The organism is Streptomyces sp. TLI_053, from assembly GCF_900105395.1.
Taxonomy (GTDB): Bacteria; Actinomycetota; Actinomycetes; order Streptomycetales; family Streptomycetaceae; genus Kitasatospora.
This window is the reverse complement of sequence record NZ_LT629775.1, coordinates 9488920-9514082: the sequence shown is the minus strand read 5'-3', so window position 1 is coordinate 9514082 and position 25163 is coordinate 9488920. Positions and strand designations below refer to the sequence as shown.

Below are 25163 nucleotides of genomic sequence, written 5' to 3'. Positions count from 1 at the left end.
GAGCCCCGTCATGAGCCGCCCCCTCACCCCCGCGCGCCCCGCGTATCTCCGCGTCGTGCGCGCGAGCGCCTGGTACGACCTCGCCGTCACCGCCGGATTCGCGACGCCGTGGACCTACACGCTGGTGCACCACGCGCTCTCCTCCCTGGGCGAGCACCTCGGACTGGGCCCGCTGCCCGCGCCCGACACGTGGCAGACCCTGTTCGCCAACCTGATGGGCTCCGTCGTCACCGTCTGGGCGGCCCTGCGCATCCTGCGGGCGCTGCCGTTGCACGGACTGCTGGACGGGATCGCGCGCGTCCTGTTCTCGTCGTGGATGGCCTATGCGCTGGCCCACGGCGCCCCGCGGATCCTGTGGCCGTTCCTCACCCTCGAGATCGCCTGGGGCGTCGTCCAGCTCCTGCCGTGGTGGTCCACCGGGCACGCCGGCCCGGTCGGTGCGGCAGGTCGATGACCGCCGGGCCGTGGGGCGCGAGCGGTCCGCACACCGGTGGCCCGACGACGGGAACGCCCCCGCCGCACGCGCGGACGTTCGTACGGAACGACCTCTTGCACGTGGGGAGTTGGTGAGGGAATCATGACAGCCCTCACACAACCGGGGAGTTGAGCCTCATGGGCGCCGTGGTCGTCGGCACCGGCACGGCAGGGCGGGCCGCCTCGGCGAGTCGCCGTCAGCTCGCGGTCCTGCTGACCGCCAAGACGATCTCGGACATCGGCTACGCGCTCGACTTCATCTGCCTGTCCGTCTTCGTCTGGGAACACAGCCGATCGGCCCTGCACACCGGGCTGGTCAGCGTGGCGCTGTACGCCGGCGCGATCGCGGGCGGTCGGCTGGGGCACCGCTTCGGGGACCGCTGGGACCGCCGCCGGATGATGATCGGCGCCGACCTCGTCCGGGCGCTCACGCTGGCCCTGCTGGCCGCCCTGCCGACGGGCGCGCAGAACTGGTGGCTGTACCCGGCGGTGATGGTGGTCGGCACCGGGCGGTCGGTCTTCGAGGCCACGCTCTCCGCCGCCACCCCCGTCATGGCCGGACCGCGCACCGCGTCGGTGAACAGCGCGCTGGCCGGACTCAGGGGGGTGGCGTTCATGGTCGGCATGGGCCTCGCCACGGTCCTGGTCCCCGTGGCCGGGTACCGCTGGGTGTTCGCCCTGGACGCGGGCAGCTACGCGCTCTCGGCGGCGGTCCTGCTGGCGCTGCGCCTGCGGATGCGGGACCCGGGCGGCCGGGCCGCCGGGGACCGGGACCGCTCCGGCGCCTGGCCGCTGCTGGTGACCTCCGGCCTGGCCGGGCTGGTCGTGCTGCGCGGACTGGACGCCTTCGGCAGTTCCTCCCAGCACGTCGGACTGCCGCTGCTGGGCACCGAGCTGCACCCGAGCCAGCCGGCCGTGGTCTCCGGTGCGGTGTGGGGCAGTTGGGCGGCCGGGCTGCTGGTGGCCGGCTTCGTGCTGCGGCCCCTGGCCAAGCGCCTCGTCGAACGCGCACCGGCCCCGGTGTACTGCCTGGCCACGATCGTGATGTCGCTGGGCTTCATCGGCGTCTTCTGGCTGGACGGCTGGTGGCCGCGGCTGCTGGCGGCGGCCGGGGCCGGACTGGGCGACGCGCTGAGCGAGATCACCTACAAGCAGTCGCTGCAGCGGCTGCCCGACGGGCGCAGGGGCGGGGTGTTCGGGCTGTCCCAGATCACGGTCAACGCGGGCTTCATGTCCGGACTGCTCGTCACGAGCCTGGTGCTGCGGCCGGACCGGGTGGCGCCGTGGGTGCTGCTGCTGCACGGCGTGCCGCTGCTGGTGGCCGGCTGGATGGCGGTCACCGCCACCCGGGCGCTGCGCTCCGCCGGGGCGGTCTCGTGAGCGGGCCGCACCGAGCGGACAGGCCCCACCGAGCGGACAGGCCGCACCGAGCGGACGGGCCGGGCCGACCGGACGGCTCCCCCACCGGTGGCGCGTACCTCGACTACGCCGGGTTCGGCCGGCTCCGGCCCGCCGCCGTCGCCGCGATGCGCACCGCCGTCGACGAGGTGCTTCCGTACGGCAGCGCCGCCCTCGGGCCGCTCTTCGGCGCCCGCGCCGCCGCCCGGCGGTCGCTCGCCCGGCTGCTCGGCTGCACGCCCGCGGAGGTCGCCCTCGTCCCCAACACCTCGACCGGCATCCATCTGGTGGCCGACGGCCTGGACTGGCGCCCGGGCGACCGGATCGTGCTGTTCGACCGGGACTTCCCGGCCAACGTCCGGCCGTGGCTGCGGCTGCGCCGTCACGGCGTCGAGCCGGTCTGGGTGCCGATGCGCGACGGCGGCCACCGGATCGAGGACGTGGCGGCGGCCATCGGACCGGCCACCCGTCTCGTGGCGGTGAGCCACGTCAACTTCGCCACCGGCTTCCGCAACGACCTCGACCGGATCTGCGCGCTGGCCGCCGAGGCCGGGGCGCTGGTGTGCGTGGACGCGGTGCAGAGCCTCGGCGCGCTGCCGTTGTCGGTGGCCGACACCCCGGTGGACTTCCTGGCGGCGGGCGCCCACAAGTGGCTCTGCGGACCACCGGGCACCGGGGTGTTCTACTGCCGCGCCGACCGGCTGGAACTGCTGCGCAGCACCCCCACCGGCTGGTTCGGCCACGTGGGCGCCGCCGAGGTGACGAAGGGGCCGGGCCACCTGCGCTACGACCTGCCCGAACGCGCCGAGGCCGCCCGGGTCGAGGGCGGGATGTACGACCTGGTCGGCACGGCGGGACTCGCCGCCGCGCTGGCCGAGCTGGAGGAGACCGGCATCGCCGCGGTCGCCGAGCGGGTACGCGGCCTGGCCGACCGGCTGCGCACCGGGATCGCCGAGCTCGGCTACGACCTGGCGCTCCCCCCGGACGGCGCCGGGCACCCGAACGACGACGGGCACCCGGGCGGTGACGGGAGCTCGGGCGGTGCCGGGAACTCGGGCCTGGTGTGCTTCACCAGCCGCCGGACGGAAGGCGCCGAGATCGTCCGGAGACTGTCGTCGGCCGGAATACACGTTTCCGTTCCGGACGGCCTGGTCCGGGTCTCCCCGCATTTCTGGACCACCGACGAGGAAGTGGCGGAGATCCTCTCGGAGCTTGCCGTGCACAAGCCTTGACGGTGCTGTTCCGGTTCCCGAAGAATATCGATCGACCGCTTCGCCGGCCCGGATATCAGGACCGGCCCGGAAAAGAGAGGGGTTGTGAAATGGCGTACGAGACCTGGGAGTCCCTGGAGGACGAGGTCGAGATCAGCACTGGTGCGGCGGACTGCTGGACCTGCCTGATCGACGACGGCGGCGTCTGACACCGGTAATCCACGCATGCCCCGCGATGTCAATTCCGGAACACCCGGATTGCACCGCGGGGCATGTCGCCGATCGCCCGGAAGCATCGTCCGCAGAGCAGAGGAATGTGCCGCGTGAACCGCTGGGAATTCAGTCACGGAATCGTCGGTGTCAACGCGCCGAGTTGGCTCACCTTCGAGGTGCACCGCCCGTACTTCGACGGCGCCGAGTCGCCGGCCACCGCCGTCCAGGCACGGTCCGCGATCCTGGCCGCCCGACGTTTCGAGAACCCCTCCCCGGGCGCGCTGCGGTTCGGCATGACGATGCCCGCGAGCTACCGCCGGCTGCTGGTGCAGGAGTCCCGGCTGACCGCCTACCGGGCGGCGCTGCCGACCGATCTGCCCGACGAGCTGGCCTCGCCCGCCTGGCGGCGGATGAGCGCGGCCTTCCGGCGGCACCCGGAGCTGGACGGGGTGGACCGGGCCGGGCTCGCGCACTGGTTGGTCGCGGTCTGCCTCCCCGCCGCGGTGCTGCGGGTCGTCCCGGAGGACCTCGACCCGGACGCCTGCCGGGACCAGGTGGCGGCCGGGCTCCAGTCCGCCCGCGCGGCCACCCTGTTCGGCTCCGAGGGCCTGTCCGGGCGGACCACCGCGGCCTACCGGGTCCTGGCCGACCACCCCGCACCCACCGTCGCGCACGTCCAGGCGGTGGCCGCCTGGGGCTATCTGCTCGCGCGGCACGCCGGGGACGACTCCGCCGCGCCGTTCTTCCTCGGCCGCGCCCGGGAGCTGCTCAAGGAGATCGCGGGCGAGCTCGCCCCCTTCACCCACGGCGTCCTGAGCGCCCGGCTGGCGCTGCGCGAGGTGATGTACGCCGAGCGGCAGCGGGACTTCGGCGGCGCCCGGGCGCTGCTGGCCGACGTCCGGGCGGGCATCGCCGAACTGACCGCACCCGACCGTGACGACGAACTGGTCCTGCTGGAGACCCGCCGACGGCTGCTGGACCGGCACCTGGAGATCGTGGTGCGGGCGGGCGACGCCGAGGCCGAACGCGCCGCCGTCGAGGAGGGCCTGGCCCTCGATCCGTGGGACGTGAAGATCCGGATGCAGGCGGCACAGGCCCACGAGCGCGCCGGGGAGCACGAGCAGGCCCTGGCCGGCTATCTGCACGCCGCCCGGCTCGGCCCGTTCGGCACCGCCTTCGCGCTGCTGCGCGCCGCCGAACGCGCCCGCCACCTCGGACACGGCGAGTTCGCCCGGGTGCTGAACGAACGGGCCTTCCGCGCCGCACCGCGGGCCGGCGCCACCCGGGACGCGCTGCTGGCCGCCTGCCGTGACGACGGCGACCTGCCCCTGGCCGAACTGACCGAGCGCGCCGCCGTCCGGGACCCGGAGCGGCCCTACGCCAACAACTGGCACTACCGGATGTACGCCGCGTACTTCAACCTGGGCGAGTCCGAGTCCCCCGGACTGTACGCCCGACTTCCCAGTCTCGCCTACGAGTTCGCCGAACGCGGTGACGGGCGTGGGGACGGGCGTGGGGACGGGCGCGGTGACGGGCACGGGGAGGAACACAGGGACGGACACGGAGCCGCGCGGGAGGACGTCAACTGGCAGCGCCTCATGCCGCCCGCCTTCCGGGGAAACCTGATCCGCGAGTCCGGGCTGACCGAGTTCGCCGTCGACCACCCCGCCGACCTGCCCGAGCCGCTGCGCACCCCGCGTTGGAACCGACTCTGCGCATGGCTGGACGACTTCGACGACTGCGACACCGAACGCCAACAGCAGATCGCCATGGTGCTGTACCGCCTCGGCTTCATCAAGCTGGTCCTGGAACTCGTCCCGGCCGTCCCGGCCGAGGGGCTCCGCACCCCCGCCGAACTGCGGCTGCACCACTGGCGCGACCTGGTGCGGTACGTCTCCTCGGTCGGCGGCACGGTGGCCGCACCGGAGACCTCCTTCGCCATCGCGGACAATCCCGCCTGCCCGACCCACCTGCGGTTCGTCATCGCCGTGGTGGCGGTGGTGTTCCACGCCCGCGAGACGCGTTCGCTCGAGGAGGCGACGCGCTGGCGGGAGATCGGCGCGCGGGCGCTGGAGGAGCTGTTGGCGGACCCGGACCGCCCGGCGTTCGAGAAAGCGATGCTGGAGAGCCGGTTCTACCGCAGCGTCAGCTTCGTCCCGTTCATGGCCAGGGACCGGGAGTGGCTGGCGCGCGACATGGACCGCGCCGAGGAGCTGGCCCGGGCGGTACCCGCCGACGGGGCCTACCAGGAGTTCCTCAAGCGGGAGAACCTGCGGGCCTGCGTGGAGAGCCGGTCCAAGGAGTGCTACGCGTTCGGCGAGGACGAACGCGGCGACCTCCTGGTCGCGGAGGCGCTCGCCCTGGACCCGTACGAGCCGAAGACGCACATCGAGGCGGCGGAGGGCCTGCTGCGGCGCGAGCGTCCCCGGGAGGCGGCCGACAGCTTCCTGCGGACCGCCCGGCTCGGGCCGGTCTCCACCGCGTTCGGGTACGCGTCCGCGGCCGAGTGCTTCCGGCGGGCCGGACAACCGGTCCTGGCCGAGGACTGCTACGTCCAGGCCCTCCGGCTGGACCCGTACGCGATCTCCGCGGCGCGCGGCTGGGCTGCGGTCGCCGAAGGCGGGGGCACGGTCGGCGCGGCGGCCGACGACACCGACACCGCCGGTGGCATGGCCGAGCTGGCCCGCGGGTACCTCGCCGACCTGGAGTCCTGGGGAGCGGCCCGGCGTGCCGCCCGGAAGGCGCGGGGGTGAGCGTCACCTGGTCGCTGCGCCCGGAGCCCGGCCCCGGGACCGAGGCGGTCGTACGGCCGGTGTGGGCCGGTGAGCCGCCCCCCGGACTGTCCACCGCCTTCCTCGCCGGTACCGGATTCGGCGGCGAGGTGGGCCAGGTGCTGCAGTTGCCCGGCACCCCCGTGACCGTGCTGCTGGGTGTCGGACCGCGGGCCGCCCGGACGGACGGGGACGCGACCCGGGACGCGATCCGGGCCGCCGCGGCCGAACTGGCCCGGGCCGTCCGCGCCTACCGGCGACTGGCCGTCCACCCGCCGGGCCCGGACCTGCGGCCACTGGTCGAGGGCTACCTGCTCGGCGGATACCGCTTCACCCGGTACCTCAGCGACGCGAGCCCCTCCCCCGACCAGCTCGTCGAACTCCTCGTCGCCGAGACACCGGACACCGCCCGCGGTCTGTCCGAGGGCCGTCGGCTGGGCGAGGCCGTGCTGCTGGCACGGGACCTGGTCAACGAACCGGGCGAGGCCCTCACGCCGTCGGCGTTCGCCGACCGCTCGGTCGCGGTCGCCGCGGCGACCGGGCTGGAGTGCGAGGTCTGGGACGGTCGGCGGATCGCCGACGAGCGGCTCGGCGGACTGCTCGGGGTCAGCCGGGGCTCCCTGGTGCCGCCCCGGCTGGTCAAGCTCTCCTACCGGCCCGAGCACCGGAGCGACGAGACCGAACGGATCGCGCTGGTCGGCAAGGGCGTCACCTTCGACGCCGGCGGACTGTCCCTGAAGCCCAACGCCCACCTGACCGGGATGAAGGCCGACATGGCCGGAGCGGCCGCCGTCCTCGGCGCGATGTCCGTCCTCGGCGCACTGGACTGCCGGGTCGCGGTGGACGCCTGGCTGCCGCTCACCGAGAACATGCCCAACGCCGACCCGATCCGGATCGGCGACGTCCTGGTGATGCGCAACGGCACCACCGTGGAGATCTGCCACGCCGACGCCGAGGGACGGCTGATCATGGCCGACGCGCTCGTCCTGGCCGGCGAGACCGGACCGCACGCGATCATCGACATCGCCACCCTCACCGACGCCGCCGCGGTCGCGCTGGGCCGCCGGGTCGCCGCGCTCATGGGCACCGACGACGCCCTGCTGGACCGCCTGCGCGCCGCCGGGACCCGGGCCGGAGAGCCGCTCTGGCCACTGCCACTCCCCGACGCCTACCGGCCCCAGCTCCGTTCCCGGGTAGCGGACATGGTCAACTACACCCTCGGCACCCGGCACGGCACCGCACTGCTCGCCGGCCACTTCCTCCGCGAGTTCGTCCCGCCCGGCATCCCCTGGGCCCACCTGGACATCCAGGGCACCGCCCTCTCCGACGGGACGGACGCCGAACGGGTCCCCGGCGCCACCGGTTTCGGCGTCCGCGCACTCGCCGAGTTCCTCACCGGCCCGCGCCGTCCGCCCGCCTGAGACCACCCAGCCGGCACACCCTTTCTCCTGCACCCGGACACCTAAGTCGACCCACCCGACTTCCCACGCGCCCCGCCCCCGGGCCGGCACCGCACACCAGCAGCACCTCCCCACCGCGCGGGAAGTCGACCACGTCGACTTCCCGCGCACCCGCGCGCCAGCCTTTGGCGCTTCGAGCAGCAGCGTTCCTGCAACACCGTGCCCCGGGCCTATCCCGCGCAGGGAGTCGACCCGTCCGACTTCCTGCGCCGCACCCTCGCCCCGCACCGGCCGGAAGCGCCCCAACCCCTCAACGGCCCCGCCTCCGCACAGGAAGTCGGCCCCGTCGACTTCCTCCTCCCACCCTCACCCCCTCGCCGGGCCGGCCTCTCCCCCACCCCAGCGACGACCCACCACCAGGCGCAGGAAGTCGACACCTCCGACTTCCCACGCAACATGCCGCGAAGCAGAAACCTTTCTCCTCCGCCCGGAAACCAAAAGTCGAGCCACCCGACTTCTCACGCACCCCACGCGCCATACGCGTGACCCTCGGCACTTCGAGCAGAAGCGTTCCTGCAGCCCCGGAGCACCTGCGCCGGCGATCGCCATACCCCAAGCCGATCCCGCACAGGAAGTCGACCCGTCCGACTTCCTACGCCGCACCCTCGCCCCACCCCGCCAAGACAGCCCCACCCCCACACCCGACGAACGGCCCCGCCTCCGCACAGAAAGTCCACCCGCTCGACTTCCCGCACATCCCGCCCGACCCCCTACTCACCCACGGCCGACAGCCCGCACCCGCACACCACAACCACCCCCACCGCGCGGGAAGTCGGCCCCGTCGACTTCCCGCGCAACGCGCACGCCGCCTCCGGCACGCCGAGCAGAACCGTTCCTACACTCCCGAAGCCCGCGGGTGCGCGGCGATCGCCGGGTTCAACGCCGCCCGCACCGCTGAACCGCGGGCCGAGCGGGAGCAGGAAGTCGGCAGCGCCGACTCTCCGTGCAGACGCTGCCACTCCGACCACAGCCGCTCCGGCGTCGTCCTCGCACAGACACTGATCGGGCTGAGCCAGGGCCTCGCCACCGCCGCCACCACCACCGCACTGATCCGGCAGCTGCACGCGGGACCGACGGTGACCGATGGGGACTCGGCCTGTTCCTCAGCCTCTGAAGCTGTTCACGTGGGCGATGTCGAGTCCCGAATCGTTCGCGAGGCGGGCCGCAGGAAACGGATCAGTGCCCGACGGGGGACTTGGCCCTCTTGGCCCGGATGTCCGCCAGGATGAACGGCAGACCGGGCAGCAGCAGGAGCGGCGCGACCCACAGCGGCAGGGTGAGCAGCGGCTGGTCGCCGACGAAGTGGCGGGTGAGGAGGAGGGCTGGCAGTCCGGCGAGCAGCGCGACACCCCAGCTGCGGCGCAGACCGAGACGGCCCCGGCGCAGTTGCCAGAACACGGTGACCGCCGCGAGGACGGCCCAGTACACGATCCGGTCCGCGGTGACGTCCAGCTCGGTGCTGCGCCCGATCAGGTGGGCGAACAGCAGGAGGACGCCGAGAACGTAGGACACCGAGCCCGCCATCCGCAGCGCCCGGCGGGAGAGCGGGGCGCGTGCCCTGGCCCAGGCGGCGGCGAAGGTCCTGACGTCCTTGCCCACGACGTCCTGGGCGCTCCGCCCGGCGGCTGCGGCGTCCTGCAGGTGCGCTTCGAGCTCGTCGAGCATCTCCCGTACGGATACCTCGTCGATTCCGCGGTATTCCCAGTTGCTGCGGCAGGCCGCGAGCACCCGCTCGGTCGTCATGTGTCGTCCCCCTTGGAGTCGGTGTCGTCGAGGATCCGGCCGACGTGGCCGGCGAAGGCGCGCCAGTCCGACCGGCCGGCGGAGAGTTCCGCGTGGCCGGCCTCGGTCAGCCGGTAGTACTTGCGGGGGGCTCCCCCGCTCGGGGACGGAGCGCGGAACGCGGCGATGAGGCCCGCGCGCTCCATCCGAGCCAGGAGCGGATAGATGCTGCCGTCGCTCACCAGCTCCAGCCCGCCCTCGGCCAGGCCCTGCGCGAACTCGAAGCCGTAGCGCGGTCTTTCCGCGATCAGCGCGAGCAGGCACAGATCCAGCACGCCGCGCAGGAGCTGGCTGCGCCGCTGGTCGTGGGCGGACGCCTCCTTTGTCATGCGGTACAAGATAGTCAGGAACTGTCTTGCTCCGCAAGAAAGTGCAGGGCGCCCAACACGGCGGCATCGCGCGGAGCCCACACGGCCGGGGCGACACAGCGGTCCCCGTCCCCGTCCCCGTCGAGCCTTGCGGCGGAGGGCGGGCATGACGGAGGATCGGGCCGGCTCACCATGATCGACATCTGCTCGGTCGCGGGGAGCGATCCGATCTCTTCCCACCGGGGGTACCGATGACCACGTACGCAGCAGACGGCACGCACGACGACGGTGCCGACCAGAGCGCCCGCCGGCCCGGCCGCCGGGCGCTGCTCGCCGGCATGACCGGGGCGGGGGCGCTCGCGGGCAGCATCGCCCTCGGCGGCCGGGCCGCCTCGGCGGCGCCCGCGGCGGTCACCGCCGGCCCGGCGGACTACGTGGTCGACGTCGTCGCCAAGGGCGCCGACGCGACCGGCCGCACGCCGAGCGACGACGCGTTCCGCAGGGCCGCCCTGGAACTGCTCGGCGGCGCGCCCAAGACCGGCTACACCCCCAAGAAGGTGCTGCTCGTCCCGCCGGGCACGTACCTGCTGACCCAGCCCGACTCGCTGCTGCCCATCACCCACGGCACCGACAACCCGGGCGTGATCGACGGCATCTCCATCAGCGGGTACGGCAAGCGGATCTCGCGCATCGTCTACGCGCCGACCGCCCCGGACACGGTCCTGTGGACCAACGACGGCCGCTACAAGAACATCCGGCTCAGCGGCCTGACCTTCGAGAGCCGCGACGCCACCGCCACCTTCAACCTCGCGATCTCCGGTGTGGGCAAGGGCGTCCAGGACACCTGGTACACCGATGTCGAGTGGCACGGCACCTGGAAGAACGGCATCGTCCTGGACGGGCCGGCCGGGACGTCCAACCTCAACAGCGAGATGGGCTGGGACCACTGTCAGATCAGCGGTTCCTACGCCGACGCCTTCCTGGTGATGGGCGGCAAGCCGACCGAGAACCAGCAGGACCAGTTCCTCAACTACTGGTTCCGTGACTGCAAGGTCGAGTTCCAGTCCGGCGTCTTCGTGCGCAACGAGCGCGGCGGGTCGATGAACTTCATCGGCGGCTCGTACATCCTCGTGGACGAGAGCTCGACCGGCACCTTCTTCAAGCTCAACGCCAACAGCCCGCGCAACGACTCGGTGATGCGGCTGTACGCGCAGGGCATCCGCTTCGAGGTCCGCGGCAAGGACCACAAGGTGATCGACTCGGCCTGGTACAAGGGCACCATCACCTTCGTCTCCTGCGACGACACCGCGAACTCCTTCAAGGCCTTCGCCACCGACGCCGTCCCGCACGTCTACCGCTTCAACGCCGTCAACCCCTCGCGCGGGCCGATGATCCGCTACCAGGACTGCGCGCTGCTCGGCTCCCACCAGGTGACGACGGCCACCGCGACCACCGCCGGCAAGGTGCTCTACGACGGCTGCCGGTTCGCCGACGCCGGTACCGCCGCCCTCGCCCTGCGCTGGAGCGGCCCGGCCCCGTGGTACGAGTTCCGCGACTGCCTCGGCGAGGGCGTCCGCATCCCCGACACCAAGGCTCCGTGACAGTACCCTCCGGACCCCACCGTCACGGCGCCGTCCGCCGTGACGGTGGGGCCCGCCGTGACCGTGGGGTGCGCTCGGCCGACGGGGCCCGGTAGCGGCGGCGGCACCGGGGCGGGCCGTCGGCTCCTCAGGCGCTCACCTTGAGGGTGTCGTCGAGCCAGTCGTAGATCCGGGCCTGGGTCAGGCGCATGGCGCCGGGGTGGCAGTGGGCGCCGGCGCCCTCCTCGGTGGTGAAGACCATGAGGGTCCTGGGGCAGGTGAGGTGGTCGTAGAGCTGCTCGGGCTGCCCCTTGAAGAACATGTCCTCCTCGGCGTCGCAGACCAGTGTCGGGCACTGGATCCGCTCGGCGATGCCGCCGGCGAGGGTGTAGTCGAGGTACGAGGCGTTGAACGCCCGCGGGGTGTCGACGCCCATGACGTACATGCCGTGGTTGATCGCCCAGCGGGCGATCGGATCCTTGCCCATGATCTGTTCGAAGGCGGCGTCGAGCTCGGCGGCGGACTGCGCGCGCAGGAGCCGCTCGGCCTCCTCGCGGGTGCCGGGGATGTTGCGCACCGAGGTCTGGCCGAGGTCGTAGAGGCCGTCGACGGCGACCAGCGCGGCCAGCCGGTGCTCGAACGCGGCGGCCCTGGGGGCGAGGATGCCGCCCATGCTGATCCCGACCAACGCGATCCGGCTGTTGTCGACGTCCGGGAGGGTCTCGGCGAAGTCCACCACCGGGGTGATGACGTTCTCCCAGTCGGGGCGGAAGACCATGCCCTGGTGGTGGCGCGGCCCGGGCATGCCGGGGCCGTCGAAGACCAGCACGGTGTAGCCGCGTTCGACTCCGGCCATCGCCCCGAAGAAGTGCAGTTCCTCCGCGGTGCCGTCGAAGCCGTTGTGCATGATCAGCGTCGGGCGCGGCGTCCCGGAGTCGTCGACGCGGTACAGGTAGCCGGGGAGGGTGGTGCCCTCGTAGGGGATCTCGACCGGCTCGATGATCGGGGTGAACAGCGCGGCCGCCGCCCGGAAGCACTCCACACTGCGGTCGTAGGCGTGGTCGTGGCGCGGGTCGCAGGGGTGGCCGTGCAGGAAGAACTCGGCCGACCGGTAGTAGTTCGAGGCCCGCAGGAACCCGTCCCGGGCACTCACCCGGTGACCGGCGGCCAGTGCCTTCTCGGCCTGGCCGGACACCCGGTCGGCGGTGGCCGTCCACTCGGTGTACCAGCTGGCGTAGTCGCCCTCGACGATGCGCTCGCCGGTCGAGACGACCTCCCCGAAGTCGGCGCCGCCGTAGGCGATGTGGCTCATCGAGCGCAGGGTCTCGTACCAGAACTGGATGTTGTTCGGGAACAGCAGCTGCTTCATCGTTCGCTCCTCGATGCCGTTAAGCACTGATCTGTGCTTACGACGAGAACAGTAGCCCCTCCGAGTGCTTGAAGCAAACATCTGTGCTTACGATGTGGGGGTGACTACGAAACAACCGACCGCACGCCTCCGCCGGAGCCCCGAACAGGTCCGCGCCGCCGTCCACCAGGCGGTCGTCGACCTGCTCTGCGACCCGGAGGGCGAAGACCTCAACATCCCCGCGATCGCACAACGCGCCGGCGTCAACCACACCAGCGTCTACCGGCGCTGGGGCAGCCTGGACACCCTCCTGGCGGACGTGGTCACCACCCGCCTCGAACGCGACTCGCCCCTCGGCGACACCGGCAGCCTGCGCGGCGACCTCCTCGCCTGGGCCGAGACCAGCGCCGCGAGCATCCGCACGCCCGAAGGTCGCGCCCTCGTGCGCGCCGTCATCCTGTCCATGCCGAGCCACCCCCAGGACCAGGACGAGCGGGCGCAGCACTTCCGACGACGGATGGACTCCATCGAACAGATCCGCCGGCGGGCCACGGCCCGGGGCGAGAACCCGCCACCCCTGGAACAGATCCTCGACCAGCTCGTCGCGCCGTTCTACCTGCGGGCGATCTTCGGCATCGACCCGCCGGCCAGCGGCTACCCCGAACTGCTCGTCAACAGACTGCTCAGCAGTGCGGGCAACGACCCCGCCGCCGACTGACACGGCGCCGGCGCGGACACCGGCCCGCCCGCTCGCCCGTCCGGATGGACGGGCGAGCGGGCGGGCAGGCAGGCGGACGGCGGAGCAGCCGCGACGGCAGTGCCGACCCGCACCGCGCCCGGGTCACTTGTACATGGCCTTGACGGCGGCGATGTCTCCTGCGGACAGCTCCGTGGCCTCGCCCAGGACGACCCCGGCGGGGAGCTTCTGCTTCGGGGTGATGGTGTCCTTGCCGTTCTTGGAGTACGACTTCGGCCCGTAGTGCATGATCGAGGCGTAGTCGTAGGCCGTGCCGAAGGTGCTCTCGCCCTTCTGGATCTGGAAGTTGTGCTTGTCGGCCGGCTCGATGTTCTCGAACGAGACCTTGACGTACGTGTCCCGGTCGGGGCGCTCCTGCTCGTGGTAGAGGCCGACCGCGTGTCCGATCTCGTGGACGAGCTCGACGGCGTCGCACGAGGCGTCGTCGACGATGTTGACGGTCTGTCGTCCGCCGACGCGGCCGACCTCGGAATTGCAGCCGCCGTCCTTGCTGGGCTGGAACTCCACGTAGTCCGGGTAGCTCCTGGCGTTCGCGGCGGTCCGGACGACGAACTTGACGGGGGTGTTCTGCTGCCAGTGGTCGATGGCGGCCTTGACGTCGGCCTTCTGGTCCTTGCCGAGCTTGGAGTTGACGACATACGGGACGGTCGCCTTCTTCCAGCGGAACTTCTTGTCCTTCCGGCCCAGGGAGCGCGGGCGCTCGGACGGGTCGACGTCGAACGCGTCCTCGACGACCGGCAGATCGTCCCCGGTCAGGGCGATGACGACCTGTCCGGCGAGGGGCTCCTCGAAGTCCGCGCCGCCCTCGACGGCGGGGACGTCGACCGTGACGGTGTAGGTGGTGTCGTCGCAGGTGATGTCCTCGATCTCCGCGCTTCCGGCGGCCTCCTCCTCGAAGTCCAGCTCCTGCTCGAAGCCGACGAACAGCGAGTGCGCGGTGTCGGGTTCGCAGCTGTAGGAGATCTCGGCGGTGACGAGGTCGGGCGCCTGGTAGGTCAGGCTCTCCAGTACGACCGTGCCTTCGGGGGCGTTCGGATCGCTGTCGTCGGCGCGGGCCGCGGGGCCGAGCGGCCCGGCGGCGGCCGCGAGCAGCAGGACGGAGACGGCGAGGCGGGCGGAGGAGCGGCGGATGGCCATGGATGTTCGGTGTCCCTCGTTCGCGGTCGGCGGGTACCCGGGCGGTGCGGGGCCGGGCGCCCTCGCCCGGGGCCGCACCGAAGGCCGGTCGTGTACATAGTGAGCGCACGGGCGAAGCGCCCCGCACCGCGACACGGGGCACTTGGGCGAGGACGGGTGCGGGTGGGCGCGGGTGGGCGACGCGCCGGATTGGTTCGTTCACGTCTTGCGCACTATGTCGCTGTACGCTCAAGCCAGTCACGTACGGTAGTCGCCGTGCGACGTCCCCTCGCTCCAGGAGGTCACCCATGGGCACCGAACCCGCCCCCGCTCCGATCGGCCAACTCCCCGACAGCGTCGACGGTGCGATCCAGCGGATGAAGCAACTGGACGCGGAACTGGACGCCCGGGACGGCGTCGCCGCCTTCAACCGCATGTACCTCAGAGTCACCGAACTGGTGGGCGCCAAGCTCACCGACGGATTCTTCCAGGATTCCGCGTTCATCGAGCGGATGGACGTGATCTTCGCGGGCCTGTTCCTCCGCAACGTCGACGCGGCCAAGGCCGGGCGTCCGGTGAACCCCGCCTGGCAGCCCCTCGTCGACGCGCGGCACCGGGGCGACGCGATCTGGCCCATCCAGTTCGCCTTCGCCGGCATGACCGCACACATCGGCCACGACCTGGCCCTCGCCGTGATCCTCACCTGCGAGGAACGGCACACCAAGCCCAACACCCCGCCCGTGCACGCCGACTACCAGAAGGTCAACCAGCTGCTCTCACAGGTGGAGGCGGAGGTTCGGGCCTCCTTCGAGCCCGAGCTGCCCAAGCTCGCCACCGCGGACGCCGAGGCACTGAAGCACCTGCTCGCGAGCTTCAGCATGGAGGCCGCGCGGGACGCGGCCTGGATCGCCGTGCAGGGACTCTGGGCGCAGAAGAAGGACCCGATCGCGATCCCCGGTTTCGGACCCTCGTGCCAGGCCCTGGCCGCCTCCGTGGGACTCACCGCACTGGCGCTGCTGGCCCCCGTGGTGCCGCCGGTCGACTGATCGAGCGCACGGGACCGACCGAGGCCGCCCGGCGCCTCCGAGTGGCGACCGGCGGCGTCGCGTGCGCCCGGGGAGGGCCCGTCCGGCGGTGCGGACGGGCCCTCCCCCCGGGACAGGTTGGCGTGGTGTCAGACGAGGTGCTCGAAGGTGAACACGGTCATCCGGTCGGAGAACTGGGCCACGGCCGTGCCGGCGCTGCTGCTCGGCTCGCCGAGGGCCGCGAAGAAACGGCTGTGGCCGATCTGGAGGACCACCTGGTTGCTGTTGGCGGGGTTGGGGTAGAGGAAGTGGAAGATCTGGTTGCCGTAGATCCATCCCTCGCAGTCGAACACGTTGAAGTTGGCGCCCTCGCCCCCGGTGGCGCCGTCCTGCGGGTTCTGCTTCCAGATGCCCAGGCACTCGCCTTCGTGGCGGCGGCTGCGAATGATGAAGGACTGGTTGTCGGAGTTGTAGTGGCACACCTTCCACTGCTGGTGGTAGCCGCCGGAGTCGGGGTTCTGGATCGCCTGCCCCCAGAGGCTGGACATGTTGCGCTCCACGAGCTGGTTGAACGGCGTCCTGATCCGGTAGTAGCCGTCGTCGCAGACGTAGCCGTGCCAGTCGCTGGAGGCCAGGCCCTGGGGCGTGGCCGAGGCGGGGGCGGCGAGCAGGGTGAGGCCCGCCAGGGAGGCGAGGGCGGCGGCGCCGAGGGCGCGCAGTGCGGTGCCCCGGCGGGTGGTGCGGCGCGGGCGGTTCGTCACGGTGTCCTCCGTCGTCGTCGGGTGGGTGGGCGCGGTCAGCAGCTGCTGATCAGGAGCTGGGCGGCCCGGCGCACGGTGCCGGCCGGCTGGGCGGGTGCGCAGCCCACGGAGCCGACCTCCGGAGCCTCGTAGGTGGTGAAGGTGCCGGGGCTCGGCGAGGTGGTGACCCAGAGGCCGGTGGTGGCGCCGGTCTGGGCGCAGACGCGGTTGACGTACTGGCCGGTGACGACCCGGGTACCGCGGTAGAGGCCGTAGCGACCGGGAGCGTTGAGGTTCCAGGTGTCGCTGACGGTGGTGCTGGTGGTGCTGGAGGTGACCTTCTGGACCGAGAAACCGACCTTGACCTCGACCTTGGCGAACAGGGCGCTGGCGGTGGCGGTGATCTCGGTCCTGTTGTCGACGGTGGTGGTCACCGAGCTGATCCGGTTCAGGGTGTCGGTGTGCTGCCCGGTGGTCCCGGCGGCGACGTTGTAGATCAGGAAGTCGGTGACGAGAGGGGTGATCTGCACGTTGAAGGGCTCGGTGGTGGCGCGGTCCACGGTGGGGTTGCAGAAGGTCGGGAGAGTGTCGGCATGGGCCGCGGGGGCGGCGCCGAAGCTCAGCAGGCCCACCGCGACGGCGGTGGTGGCCGAGGCGGCGAGGGCGCGTCGGCGCGTCCTGCGGGTGGTGGTCATCTGAGCTCCTCCAGCGTCACGGAAGCTTGGGAAGAGGCATGCGCTGCGCGCGCACGCCTCGCGCACAGGCGTGTACGGACTGCAAGTGCGTACGCATCCTTGTCGATGCGCCGGGACCGCCGGTATCCGAGTTTTCTCGGGGGGTGTCCCGCGCCCGGCACCTGGAGCGGCGGCCGGGCAGCAGATCGCCCGATCGGCCCGGAGCGGCTCGAAGGCGGTCCGGACGCGGCCCGGAGGACCGTCCCGGACGGTGGCCGAACCCGGCACCCTGGCGGACAACGCCGCGGCTTCCGTAGGATTTCGTCCGTGGCCAATCGACGCGACATCGAGCGGGAAGTCCTGGGAGCCATAGCGGAGTTGTCGGCCTGCCGACCGTCCACCGGCGAGCTGTTCCGCGGTCTCCACACCCTGCTGGCAGGCCCGCTCGGGTTCGACGGCGGCTGCTGGCACGGCACCGACCCGCTCACCGGCTTCCCCACCTCCACGGTCGCCGACGGGCTCGACCCCGGCCGGTTCGAACAGGCCGTGCACCTGGAGATGTTCGGCGACGACAGCACCAACTTCGCCGCCATCCGCGCCGCCGGGCACCGCGTGCAGACCCTCGACCGCGCCACCGACGGCCGCCCCGAGAGCAGCATCCGCTACCGGGAACTGCTCCGGCCGTGCGGCTACGGGGACGAACTGCGCATCAACTTCGACGTCGGTGGCGGCCGCTGGGCCAGTGCCGCCTTCATGCGCGAACACCGGCGCGGCCGCTTCGGTCCGGCCGAGGTGCGGCTGGCCGAACGCATCATCACGCCCGTCGGCGCCGCCCTGCGCGACGCCCACCTGAGGACGCTGCGCCGGGCACGTTCCGAGCCGTCCGGGCAGAGCACCGACCCGTCCGGGCAGAGCGGGCCGCCGACCGTCGCGATCCTGGACGCGCGGGGGCGGCTTCGCTCCGCCGACGCGGGAACCCGCGAGCTGATCCGGCGGCTGGCCGAACCCATCGCCCACGTCTGCGCCGTTCCCACCTGCTTCCTCACCGTCGCCTGCCGGGCCGCACACGACACCGGCACCTCGGAGGTGCGGATGTGCACCCCGGACGGCCAGTGGTTCGCGCTGCACGCGTCCCCGCTGGACGGCGGGCGCGGCGACGTCGCCGTCGTCATCTCGCCGGCCTCGCCCCTGCACCGCCTGCCGGTCGCGATCCTCGCGCACGGCCTGTCCCCGCGCGAACGCCAGGTCGCCCTGCACGCGCTGCGCGGCAGCAGCACCAAGGACATCGCCGCGCTGCTCCATCTGACGGTGCCCACGGTCCAGCAGCACGTCACGGCGATCCTCCACAAGACGGGCGTGCGCAACCGCCGGGAGCTCGTCGCCGTCCTGACCGCCGACCACCTGCCGACGCTCGCCCTGCCCCCAGGGGCGTAGCGGGGATCCGGGCGGGGCGGGGATCCGGGCGGGGCGTGTCGGTGCGGGAGAGTCGGTGCGGGGGTGTCAGCGCGGCCCTGCGGTCAGCGTGCGGACCAGACCGGACAGTCTGCCGCGTGGCGGGTCAGCACGAACACGGTCCCGCCGTCCGTGACCTGCCGCTCGCGCGAGACCGTGCAGCACACCGGCGCCGCCGCAGGCACCGCCCGGACGAGGACCGGAGGGGCCTCGTCCCGGTCCGGCAGCGCGGTGCGCGGCCACTCCGGCTCGACCACCGGCCGCCCGCGGCGGGGACGAGCCGGCCGACGGACGGCCTGCTCGATGGACACCCCGAGGGATCGGGCTCGTGCGTGAAGACGACGACGGTCGCGGCGTTCGGACATGGTGACACCCTGCCTCCTCCCACCCCTTCCACGCCAATGGCCCGCCGCCACGGCACCCGGACCGGCGCGCCCGTCGGTCCGGTCCCGGGCTGCCCCCACTCCCCCGGACCGGTCGGCCGGGCGCCTCGGCACCGGGTGTCCGGCGGCGGGCGGATGCCGGCCGACCGGGGGGGAGCGGCGGCCCGGGCCGCGCGGGGCGGTCCGGGACCGGGGCCCCGGACCGCCCCGGCGCATCCCGCCCGGACGCCTCGGACTGCTACTTGCCCCCCGCCCTGCGGGCCCTGCCGCGGAGGGTCAGCAGGGTGCCGAACCCCAGGGGGAACAGGAGGCCCCCGCGAGGGCGGCGGCGGGGGTGGTGTCGGCGCCCGTGGCAGCGAGGGTGGCGGGCAGGCCGTCGGCGCTCACGCGACCGTTCGTGTGCTCGGCCGGCTGGACGGAGGCCTGGTCGCCGCCGTCACCGGGCGTCCACGCGGCGTCGCCGTACCCGGGGTGTCCGGGGTGGTGTCCGTGGCCGCCGCCCGGGTGGTCGTCGTCGCAGTCGTCGTGACCGTGGCCGTGGTCGTGGTCCTCGCAGGGCCGGCACGAGGGGACGGTCACGGTGTTGCTGGTGGCGGTCACGGGGGTGCCACCGGGGCCGCTGCCGGTGACGGTCGCCCGGTCGGTGATCCGGCCCGCCCTGAGGTCGTCGGTCGTGGTGGTGTACTCGGCGGTGCAGGTGGTGGAGGCGCCCGCAGCGAGGACCGCTACGGGACACGTCACCTGCGGTGTGCCGGGGCCGATGTCGTCGACGTGCAGGTTCGTGACGGGCGCGGCGCCGGTGTTGGTGACCGTGAAGGTGTAGTGGATCGTCTGTCCGGCGGCGGAGAACGCGGTTTCCTGCGCCCGCTTCTCGACCTTCAGACCGGCGTAGGGCACGGTGACCGGGTTGCTCGGGCCGGTCACCGTGCCACCACCCGGCGCGGTGCCGGTGGCGGTCGCGGTGTTGACGACCTTCCGGTCGGCCACGTCGGCGTCGGTGGTGGTGTAGGTGGCGGTGCAGGTGGTCGAGGCGCCCGCGGCGAGGACCGTGACGGGACAGGTCACGGTCGGTGTGCCGGGCCCCTGGTCGGTGACGGCGACGTTCGTCAGCGGCTGGGAGCCGGTGTTCGTCACCACGTAGCTGTAGTGCAGGACCTGCCCGGGCCCGGTGAAGGCCGGCTCGCCGGCGGACTTCACGACGGTGACGCCGCGGGTCGGGGCGTTGACCGGGACGGTGGTGGTGCAGCCGCCCGCGGTGGCGCAGGTGCCGCCCTGGCCGGTGGGGGTCGCGCTGTTCGTCAGCGCCCGGTCGCCGGTGTCCGGGGTGTTCACCGTGACCCGGTAGGTGACGGTCGCGGTGCCGCCGGGGCTGAGGACGCCGGTGTAGGTGAGGGTGCTGCCGGTCACGGAGGCGCTGCCGGTGGTCGCGGTGACGGAGCCGGGCACCAGGGTGGCGTCGTCCAGGACGGCGCCCAGGTCGTCGGTGAAGTCGGCGTTCGCGGGGACGGTGCCGGTGTTGGTGACGTTCACCGTGTACGTGATCGTGCCGCCCTCGTCGACCGGGCCCGAGGGGGAGGCACCCTTGGCGACGGTGTACGTGGGTGTGGCGCAGGTACCGGAGTCCTGGGGGGCGGTGGCTCCGTAGAAGCCGGCACCGGTGGCGACGACGGCCGTCACCGGCAGCGGGTCCGTCGAGGCGGCGGTCGGGACGCTGTTGAGCCGGTTGATCGTCCCGTCGGAGGCGAACGCGTAGACGCTGCCGCCCGACTGCGCGGCGCCGAAGGTCTGCGGGGCGGTGCCGATCTGGGTGACGGTGTTGTCCGGGTGGATCCGGAACACCGGCGAGGGGTCACCGAACACGGCGCCGGCCGGGTTGCCGAAGGCGAGGATGTCGCCGTCGGCGAGGGTGAGGAAGTCGCCCGCCGAGACGACCCCTGCGGGGAACGCGTAGGGGGCCAGGGTGCTGACACCGGTGGCCGGGTCGAGCAGGAAGATCTGGCCGGTGGTGAACGCCCCGACGATCAGCATGCCGTTCGCCGCGGCGGTCAGCCCGTTGACGGCCGTCACGGTCGCGAGCGGGCCGGTCACCGCCACGGTCGCGGTCTCGGCACCGGTCGCCGGGTCGATCGTGTAGAGCGACGGTTCGTCGGGGAAGCTGGCGCCGTAGAGCTTGGAGCCGTCGGGGCTGAACGCGATGTCGCCGTAGTCGCGGGCGAGCGGCGCGGTGAAGAGGACGGCGCCGGTGGAGTCGTACTCGATGAGGGTCCTGGTCGCTCCCCCGGTGTTCGCCCACAACGGCACGGGCGGGCAGTCCGCCCGCACCGCCCGGGGCTCCGCGGCCGACACCGGGTGAGCCGGGCCGGGGACACCCTGGGCGAGGACGGGCGTCGGACCGCTGACCGCCAGCACGAGGCCGACGGTGGCGACGACGAGCGGGCGCCGCGGGGACGGACGGCTGTTCTGGACCATGGGAACGGATCACTTTCTCTCGGGCGGGGACGGGGTCCGTGCCGGCGGGGCGGGGCCGGGGGCCTCCTCGAGGTGGCGGGGCTGCGGCTCGTCCCTGTCGTCGAGGTGCGGGCGCGGCCGACCGGAACGGGTCCGCAGGCGCGCTGACCTGGGGCCGCGTCAGGAGGAGCATCCTCGCTCCTTTCGAACCGAGCACGGACGCGATCACATCATGTGACCGAAGGTGATCGGATCAAAACACGGAGTGACGGTTCGAGCCAGCGGGTTGCCGCGGATCGCCGCTCCCCCGGGACCACGCATCCGGTCGGGCACCACCGCGGTCGAGCGGAAGCACGGACGGGCGGCACCACGGAGGGGCGGAACCGCGGTCGGACCGAGACACGGACGGGCGGAACCACACACGGCCACCGCTCCGGCCGCACCCCGTCCCGCGCCCGACCGGCACCCGGAATCCCACGGGCCCGATTCCCCGCCCTCTTCGGGGAATGGAAAACGGAATAGTATTCCGCCCCTCCCGGGCCGCCGTTTCCGAAGCCCGTGCCTACAGTGAAATCAGCGGCCGGGAGAGCACGGAAACGGAACCCCGGAAATTCCGGCGGAGCCCCGCATTCCCGTCGGAATTCCAGTCGATGGAACCCCGCCATGTTTCCTGGCCGAATCATCGCGAAATCGAAAGGCGGTACCCCATGAGCAGCGGGACCAAGACCGTGGACGAGTCGGCCGAAAGGAGCGGAGCCGGCGACCGTGACGTCCGGGAAGGCGGCGGCACGACGCTCGACGCCTCGATCGCCGGAATCCCGTGGGAGGCGGACTACCTGATGGGCCGCGGCGACGGTATCGACGCCGTCACCGGAAAGACCAAGAACACCGCCGTCGAGCCCTACACCGTGGACAAGCCCACGAGCCGGAGCAGCAATTCGTCGTTCCGGCTCGTCACGGACGACAGCACCCTCGAGAAGCAGGTCGACACGTCCGCGCGCGGCAAGTACAACATCCAGGGCGTCACCGTCACCGGCTCCACGGAATACCTGGCGACCGTCAAGTACTCCGCGAAGTCCACGACCCTGGTCGCGGAGTACGAGATGCAGCTCGACGACTACGACGCCGCGCCCGCCGGGGGCTACCGGCTCACCGAGGACGCCGAGCAGCGGATCCACGACCGGGACCGCTTCCGCGAGCAGTACGGCGACTACTTCGTCGCCGGCGGACGCCGTGGCGCACGCTTCGTGGCGACCTACGTCTGCGAGGCCGAGTCCGAGGAGGACATGACGGCCTTCAAGAATGCCATCGGTGCGTCCATGGACAAGGTGTTCGAGAGCAGCGGGGCGATCACGTTCTCGAAGGCCGCCGCCGACCATCACGTCACCACCACCTGCGCGGTCTTCGCCGAGGGGTACACACCGGGCTGGGCGCCGCCGAGCGGTGCGCTGGACCCGAGCCAGATCGTGGCGGCCCTGGACGGGTTCAAGAACAACACCAGCGACGAGCACTACATCGAGGCGCTGCTGCGGCACTACAGCTACATCGACCCCGACTACCCGCTGACGGTCGACGTGCCCCCGGACGTGTTCGACGAACTCCGGCAGCTGTACGCGCTGTACTGGGACGTCAGTTCCCGCTACCTGTCGGCTCCGGCGCCGCTCCTCAAGGACCGGTACCACCGGCTGGAGTCGGGCATCACCTCCCACCAGGGCGAGCTGGCCACCGACGAGACCGAGCGACGCCAGTACCTCACGGACGCCAAGGTCCTGGACTTCTTCCTGGACGTCCGGGAGGCGGCCGCCACCGAGCCCGGCAAGGACCGTCACCAGAACGCCGGCAACGGCCTCGGCACGTGGAACTACGGCTACCAGAGCGCCCCGGCGGACCTCGGCCTGACCGTGCACACCTGGGACGACAGCTACCACCAGGGCTCCGGGGTCGGTCACCGGAGCCACACCTTCACCTTCGACTCCCGCGGCGCGTACGTGGTGATCGGGTGGGAGGTCGTCGCCCACTGGACCGACGGCTCCGACGGGTTCTGGGCCAAGGAGGTCGACACCGTCCTGCTCGACACCGTGGCCGCCGTGTACGTCGAAGGCAAGTACGACCGCGGTACCAACTGGAGTGTCCACGTCGCCTACGTGGACGCCTCGACGGTCCGGGGCGCGTAACCGGACCGCCCGGGCACGACGCGACCCGTGCGACGGACAGGCCCGGCCCGGCGCCGCCGACAACGGCCCGCGGCCGGCCTGTCCGGCCCCTCCCTCCCGACTCCGATCCGACCCCCACCGGCCCCCCCAGCACCGGCTTCCGCCGACCCCCACCCCGACGAAACGGAGACACCACCATGGCGATGACAGTCATGACCCACGACGCCGCACCGAACGCCGACGAGAGGGCCGCGGCCCTGGCCGTCGCGCCCGACATCCCCGACACGGCCGAGCGACGCTTCGTCGTCCTGCGGCGGCCGAGCGGCGGGAGCGGGGGCGCCACCTCGGACATCGTCGTCTACAAGAACATCGCCGCCCACGACATCGGCCCCGCGGGCCCCGACGGCATCCCGGTGCTCGCGTCGAAATGGGCGCGGGACCCGGACGCCGAGCAGTTGGGCACCCTCGACGTCTACACTCCGGAACGGCAGAGCGCCCAGAGCGTCATCGACGGAATCCAGAGAAAGACCCGCCAGGCGGCCGGCGTGTGCGTCAACTCGCGCCACCTGGACGACCGTTCCTTCGCGGCGCTGCAGGCCGCCTGCGCGGCGCAGCCCTGGGCGCAGCAGTTCGTCGTCCTCGTCCGCGACGGCGCCACGACCGGCCCCGTCTACGGCGCCAGGCCCCCGTACTGGCGCCGGTAGGTCCCGGCACCGACCGGGCACCGGGCACCGGGTGCCGGGTGCCGGGCGGGCCGACCGGTCGCTTCCGCGGTCAGGAAGCGCCGGTCCGCCCGCCGGTCCGCCCGCCGGTCCGAGCCTCCGTCCCGCGCCCGGACGCGCCGGACGCACCGCCCACGCCGTCCTTGCCGCGCCGGTGCCGGGGCAGCACCAGATCGGACGGTGCCCCGTCGACGCTGACCGCCTCGATCCACTGCCGTGCCCAGTGCGCCTGCTGATGCTCCACCGGCATGGCGGCGTAACCCTGTTCGATCTCGTGCCGCGCCCGGGCCGGGCGGCCCTGGGCGAGCATCGCGACGCCCCGCTGGAGGGCCAGCCATCCCGGGGTGTACCAGTAGGCGCCCTCCGGCACGTCGGCGTGGTCGACGCCCTCGGCCAGCCGGTCGGCCTCCAGCAGCAGCCGGTCGGCCGCCCTGGCCTCCCCCGCGTGGGCGAGTGCCCGCGCGTGCTGTCCGGTGTCGTAGGCCCGCAGCACCGGGTGGGTGCGGGTGTCGTGACGGGACGCGGCGAACATGCAGGCCGCGGCGGCAGGGTTCCCCCACACCAGCTCCAGGACGCCCCGGTAGCTCATGGTGCGCTCCAGGCGCTCGGGATCCTGCGACTCGTAGGCGCAGGCCACCGCCCGGTCGAGCAACTGCGCCGCCGCTTCGTAGCGCCCGGCCAGGACGTGGCACCAGCCGAGGTAGGTGACGCCCATGGCGGCCACCCCGATCGCCGCGGCCCGCAGGGCGTACGGCGCGTCGTCGGCCGTCCGGAGGGACATCTCGGCCCGCGCGGCGACCATGGGCATGACGCCCGCCGAGGAGGTCGCGTCCTCCAGCACCCGCAGCCGCAGGAGGCCCGACTCCATGTCGAGGACCGTCTGCCGGTCCACCAGCCCCGGCCTGCGGGCCTGGAACTCCGCCCGGTCCTCGTCGGCCGGGAGCAGACCCGCCAGTGCGCCACCGGCGCCGACCGCCTCGTCGAGCAGGCGGGCCAGTGCCGGATCCGGCGTCCGGGCACCCGACTCGAAGCGGCTGATCGTCGGCTGGGACACGAACACCGTCGCCGCCAGGGCCGGCTGGGAGATGCCCGCGCGGCGGCGCAGCAGCCGCAGGGTCCGCCCGAAAGAGGTCATGCCCAACCCCTCG

At 72.7% G+C, this 25163-nt stretch carries 19 protein-coding genes; 11 read left to right on the top strand and 8 right to left on the bottom strand.

The window, feature by feature from the left end:
* Positions 1-10 precede the first annotated feature (10 nt).
* From BLU95_RS39495 to BLU95_RS42760, 5 genes are all read left to right on the top strand, one after another.
* Positions 11-454: a hypothetical protein gene (locus BLU95_RS39495; protein WP_093864270.1), complete on the top strand. Its 444-nt coding sequence runs from the start codon at positions 11-13 to the stop codon at positions 452-454.
* 158 nt (positions 455-612) lie between these two features.
* Positions 613-1854 carry an MFS transporter gene (locus BLU95_RS39490; RefSeq protein ID WP_093864269.1) on the top strand — a complete coding sequence of 414 codons (1242 nt, stop codon included), beginning with the start codon at positions 613-615 and terminating at the stop codon, positions 1852-1854.
* Positions 1855-2000: 146 nt separating this feature from the next.
* Positions 2001-3104, top strand: coding sequence for an aminotransferase class V-fold PLP-dependent enzyme (locus tag BLU95_RS39485; RefSeq protein WP_159425219.1), 1104 nt, complete (start codon positions 2001-2003; stop codon positions 3102-3104).
* 302 nt (positions 3105-3406) lie between these two features.
* Positions 3407-6049 (top strand): hypothetical protein, encoded by a 2643-nt coding sequence (locus BLU95_RS42765; RefSeq protein ID WP_159425218.1) that lies wholly within the window; start codon positions 3407-3409, stop codon positions 6047-6049.
* Positions 6046-7488 carry a leucyl aminopeptidase gene (locus BLU95_RS42760; RefSeq protein WP_159425217.1) on the top strand — a complete coding sequence of 481 codons (1443 nt, stop codon included), beginning with the start codon at positions 6046-6048 and terminating at the stop codon, positions 7486-7488. Before BLU95_RS42765 ends, BLU95_RS42760 begins: the two co-directional genes overlap by 4 nt.
* A gap of 1215 nt (positions 7489-8703) precedes the next feature.
* Here the strand turns inward: BLU95_RS42760 and BLU95_RS39475 are convergent.
* Both BLU95_RS39475 and BLU95_RS39470 read right to left on the bottom strand, forming a co-directional pair.
* On the bottom strand, positions 8704-9270 hold the full coding sequence (locus BLU95_RS39475) for a hypothetical protein (RefSeq protein WP_093864266.1): 567 nt from the start codon (positions 9268-9270) through the stop codon (positions 8704-8706).
* Positions 9267-9638, bottom strand: coding sequence for a PadR family transcriptional regulator (locus BLU95_RS39470; protein ID WP_093864265.1), 372 nt, complete (start codon positions 9636-9638; stop codon positions 9267-9269). The genes BLU95_RS39475 and BLU95_RS39470 overlap by 4 nt, the downstream gene beginning before the upstream one ends.
* Before the next feature lie 230 nt (positions 9639-9868).
* On the opposite strand from BLU95_RS39470, the gene BLU95_RS39465 reads away from it, so the two are divergent.
* The gene (locus tag BLU95_RS39465; RefSeq protein WP_107452653.1) at positions 9869-11218 is read left to right on the top strand and encodes a hypothetical protein; all 1350 of its coding nucleotides are present in this window, start codon (positions 9869-9871) and stop codon (positions 11216-11218) included.
* A gap of 127 nt (positions 11219-11345) precedes the next feature.
* Here the strand turns inward: BLU95_RS39465 and BLU95_RS39460 are convergent, their stop codons facing one another.
* Positions 11346-12566, bottom strand: coding sequence for an alpha/beta hydrolase family protein (locus tag BLU95_RS39460; protein ID WP_093864264.1), 1221 nt, complete (start codon positions 12564-12566; stop codon positions 11346-11348).
* Positions 12567-12666: 100 nt separating this feature from the next.
* Here BLU95_RS39460 and BLU95_RS39455 point away from each other — a divergent pair, with 100 nt between their 5' ends.
* Entirely contained in the window at positions 12667-13263 is a 597-nt protein-coding gene (locus BLU95_RS39455; RefSeq protein ID WP_093864263.1) for a TetR/AcrR family transcriptional regulator, read from the top strand.
* Between the two features lie 123 nt (positions 13264-13386).
* Here BLU95_RS39455 and BLU95_RS39450 read toward each other — a convergent pair whose 3' ends face one another.
* Positions 13387-14439: a M12 family metallopeptidase gene (locus BLU95_RS39450; RefSeq protein WP_093864262.1), complete on the bottom strand. Its 1053-nt coding sequence runs from the start codon at positions 14437-14439 to the stop codon at positions 13387-13389.
* Between the two features lie 287 nt (positions 14440-14726).
* Between BLU95_RS39450 and BLU95_RS39445 the strand changes: the two genes are divergently transcribed.
* The gene (locus BLU95_RS39445; protein ID WP_093864261.1) at positions 14727-15464 is read left to right on the top strand and encodes a DUF5995 family protein; all 738 of its coding nucleotides are present in this window, start codon (positions 14727-14729) and stop codon (positions 15462-15464) included.
* Between the two features lie 128 nt (positions 15465-15592).
* On the opposite strand, the gene BLU95_RS39440 is transcribed toward BLU95_RS39445, so the two are convergent.
* Entirely contained in the window at positions 15593-16204 is a 612-nt protein-coding gene (locus BLU95_RS39440) for an RICIN domain-containing protein (RefSeq protein ID WP_093864260.1), read from the bottom strand.
* Positions 16205-16239: 35 nt separating this feature from the next.
* On the bottom strand, positions 16240-16878 hold the full coding sequence (locus BLU95_RS39435) for a hypothetical protein (protein WP_093864259.1): 639 nt from the start codon (positions 16876-16878) through the stop codon (positions 16240-16242).
* A gap of 306 nt (positions 16879-17184) precedes the next feature.
* On the opposite strand from BLU95_RS39435, the gene BLU95_RS39430 reads away from it, so the two are divergent.
* Positions 17185-18291, top strand: a complete 1107-nt coding sequence (locus BLU95_RS39430; RefSeq protein WP_093864258.1) for a helix-turn-helix transcriptional regulator — start codon at positions 17185-17187, stop codon at positions 18289-18291.
* Between the two features lie 677 nt (positions 18292-18968).
* Here BLU95_RS39430 and BLU95_RS45395 read toward each other — a convergent pair.
* The gene (locus BLU95_RS45395; RefSeq protein WP_093864256.1) at positions 18969-21161 is read right to left on the bottom strand and encodes a CLIPPER-2 domain-containing protein; all 2193 of its coding nucleotides are present in this window, start codon (positions 21159-21161) and stop codon (positions 18969-18971) included.
* 686 nt (positions 21162-21847) lie between these two features.
* Here BLU95_RS45395 and BLU95_RS39415 point away from each other — a divergent pair.
* Positions 21848-23314, top strand: coding sequence for a hypothetical protein (locus BLU95_RS39415; protein WP_093864255.1), 1467 nt, complete (start codon positions 21848-21850; stop codon positions 23312-23314).
* A gap of 176 nt (positions 23315-23490) precedes the next feature.
* A complete protein-coding gene (locus BLU95_RS39410) occupies positions 23491-23997 on the top strand; it encodes a hypothetical protein (RefSeq protein WP_159425216.1) in 507 nt (168 codons plus the stop codon).
* A 70-nt stretch (positions 23998-24067) separates the two neighbouring features.
* Here the strand turns inward: BLU95_RS39410 and BLU95_RS39405 are convergent, their stop codons facing one another.
* A complete protein-coding gene (locus tag BLU95_RS39405) occupies positions 24068-25150 on the bottom strand; it encodes a helix-turn-helix domain-containing protein (RefSeq protein WP_093864253.1) in 1083 nt (360 codons plus the stop codon).
* Between the last annotated feature and the right edge of the window lie 13 nt (positions 25151-25163).

Bases quoted from the DNA above. Each gene is read 5' to 3' on its own strand.
- BLU95_RS39495 (WP_093864270.1), top strand. From the start codon at position 11: ATGAGCCGCCCCCTCACCCCCGCGCGCCCCGCGTATCTCCGCGTCGTG.
- BLU95_RS39490 (WP_093864269.1), top strand. From the start codon at position 613: ATGGGCGCCGTGGTCGTCGGCACCGGCACGGCAGGGCGGGCCGCCTCG.
- BLU95_RS39485 (WP_159425219.1), top strand. From the start codon at position 2,001: ATGCGCACCGCCGTCGACGAGGTGCTTCCGTACGGCAGCGCCGCCCTC.
- BLU95_RS39475 (WP_093864266.1), bottom strand. From the start codon at position 9,270: ATGACGACCGAGCGGGTGCTCGCGGCCTGCCGCAGCAACTGGGAATAC.
- BLU95_RS39470 (WP_093864265.1), bottom strand. From the start codon at position 9,638: ATGACAAAGGAGGCGTCCGCCCACGACCAGCGGCGCAGCCAGCTCCTG.
- BLU95_RS39465 (WP_107452653.1), top strand. From the start codon at position 9,869: ATGACCACGTACGCAGCAGACGGCACGCACGACGACGGTGCCGACCAG.
- BLU95_RS39460 (WP_093864264.1), bottom strand. From the start codon at position 12,566: ATGAAGCAGCTGCTGTTCCCGAACAACATCCAGTTCTGGTACGAGACC.
- BLU95_RS39450 (WP_093864262.1), bottom strand. From the start codon at position 14,439: ATGGCCATCCGCCGCTCCTCCGCCCGCCTCGCCGTCTCCGTCCTGCTG.
- BLU95_RS39445 (WP_093864261.1), top strand. From the start codon at position 14,727: ATGGGCACCGAACCCGCCCCCGCTCCGATCGGCCAACTCCCCGACAGC.
- BLU95_RS39435 (WP_093864259.1), bottom strand. From the start codon at position 16,878: ATGACCACCACCCGCAGGACGCGCCGACGCGCCCTCGCCGCCTCGGCC.
- BLU95_RS45395 (WP_093864256.1), bottom strand. From the start codon at position 21,161: ATGGTCCAGAACAGCCGTCCGTCCCCGCGGCGCCCGCTCGTCGTCGCC.
- BLU95_RS39415 (WP_093864255.1), top strand. From the start codon at position 21,848: ATGAGCAGCGGGACCAAGACCGTGGACGAGTCGGCCGAAAGGAGCGGA.
- BLU95_RS39410 (WP_159425216.1), top strand. From the start codon at position 23,491: ATGGCGATGACAGTCATGACCCACGACGCCGCACCGAACGCCGACGAG.
- BLU95_RS39405 (WP_093864253.1), bottom strand. From the start codon at position 25,150: ATGACCTCTTTCGGGCGGACCCTGCGGCTGCTGCGCCGCCGCGCGGGC.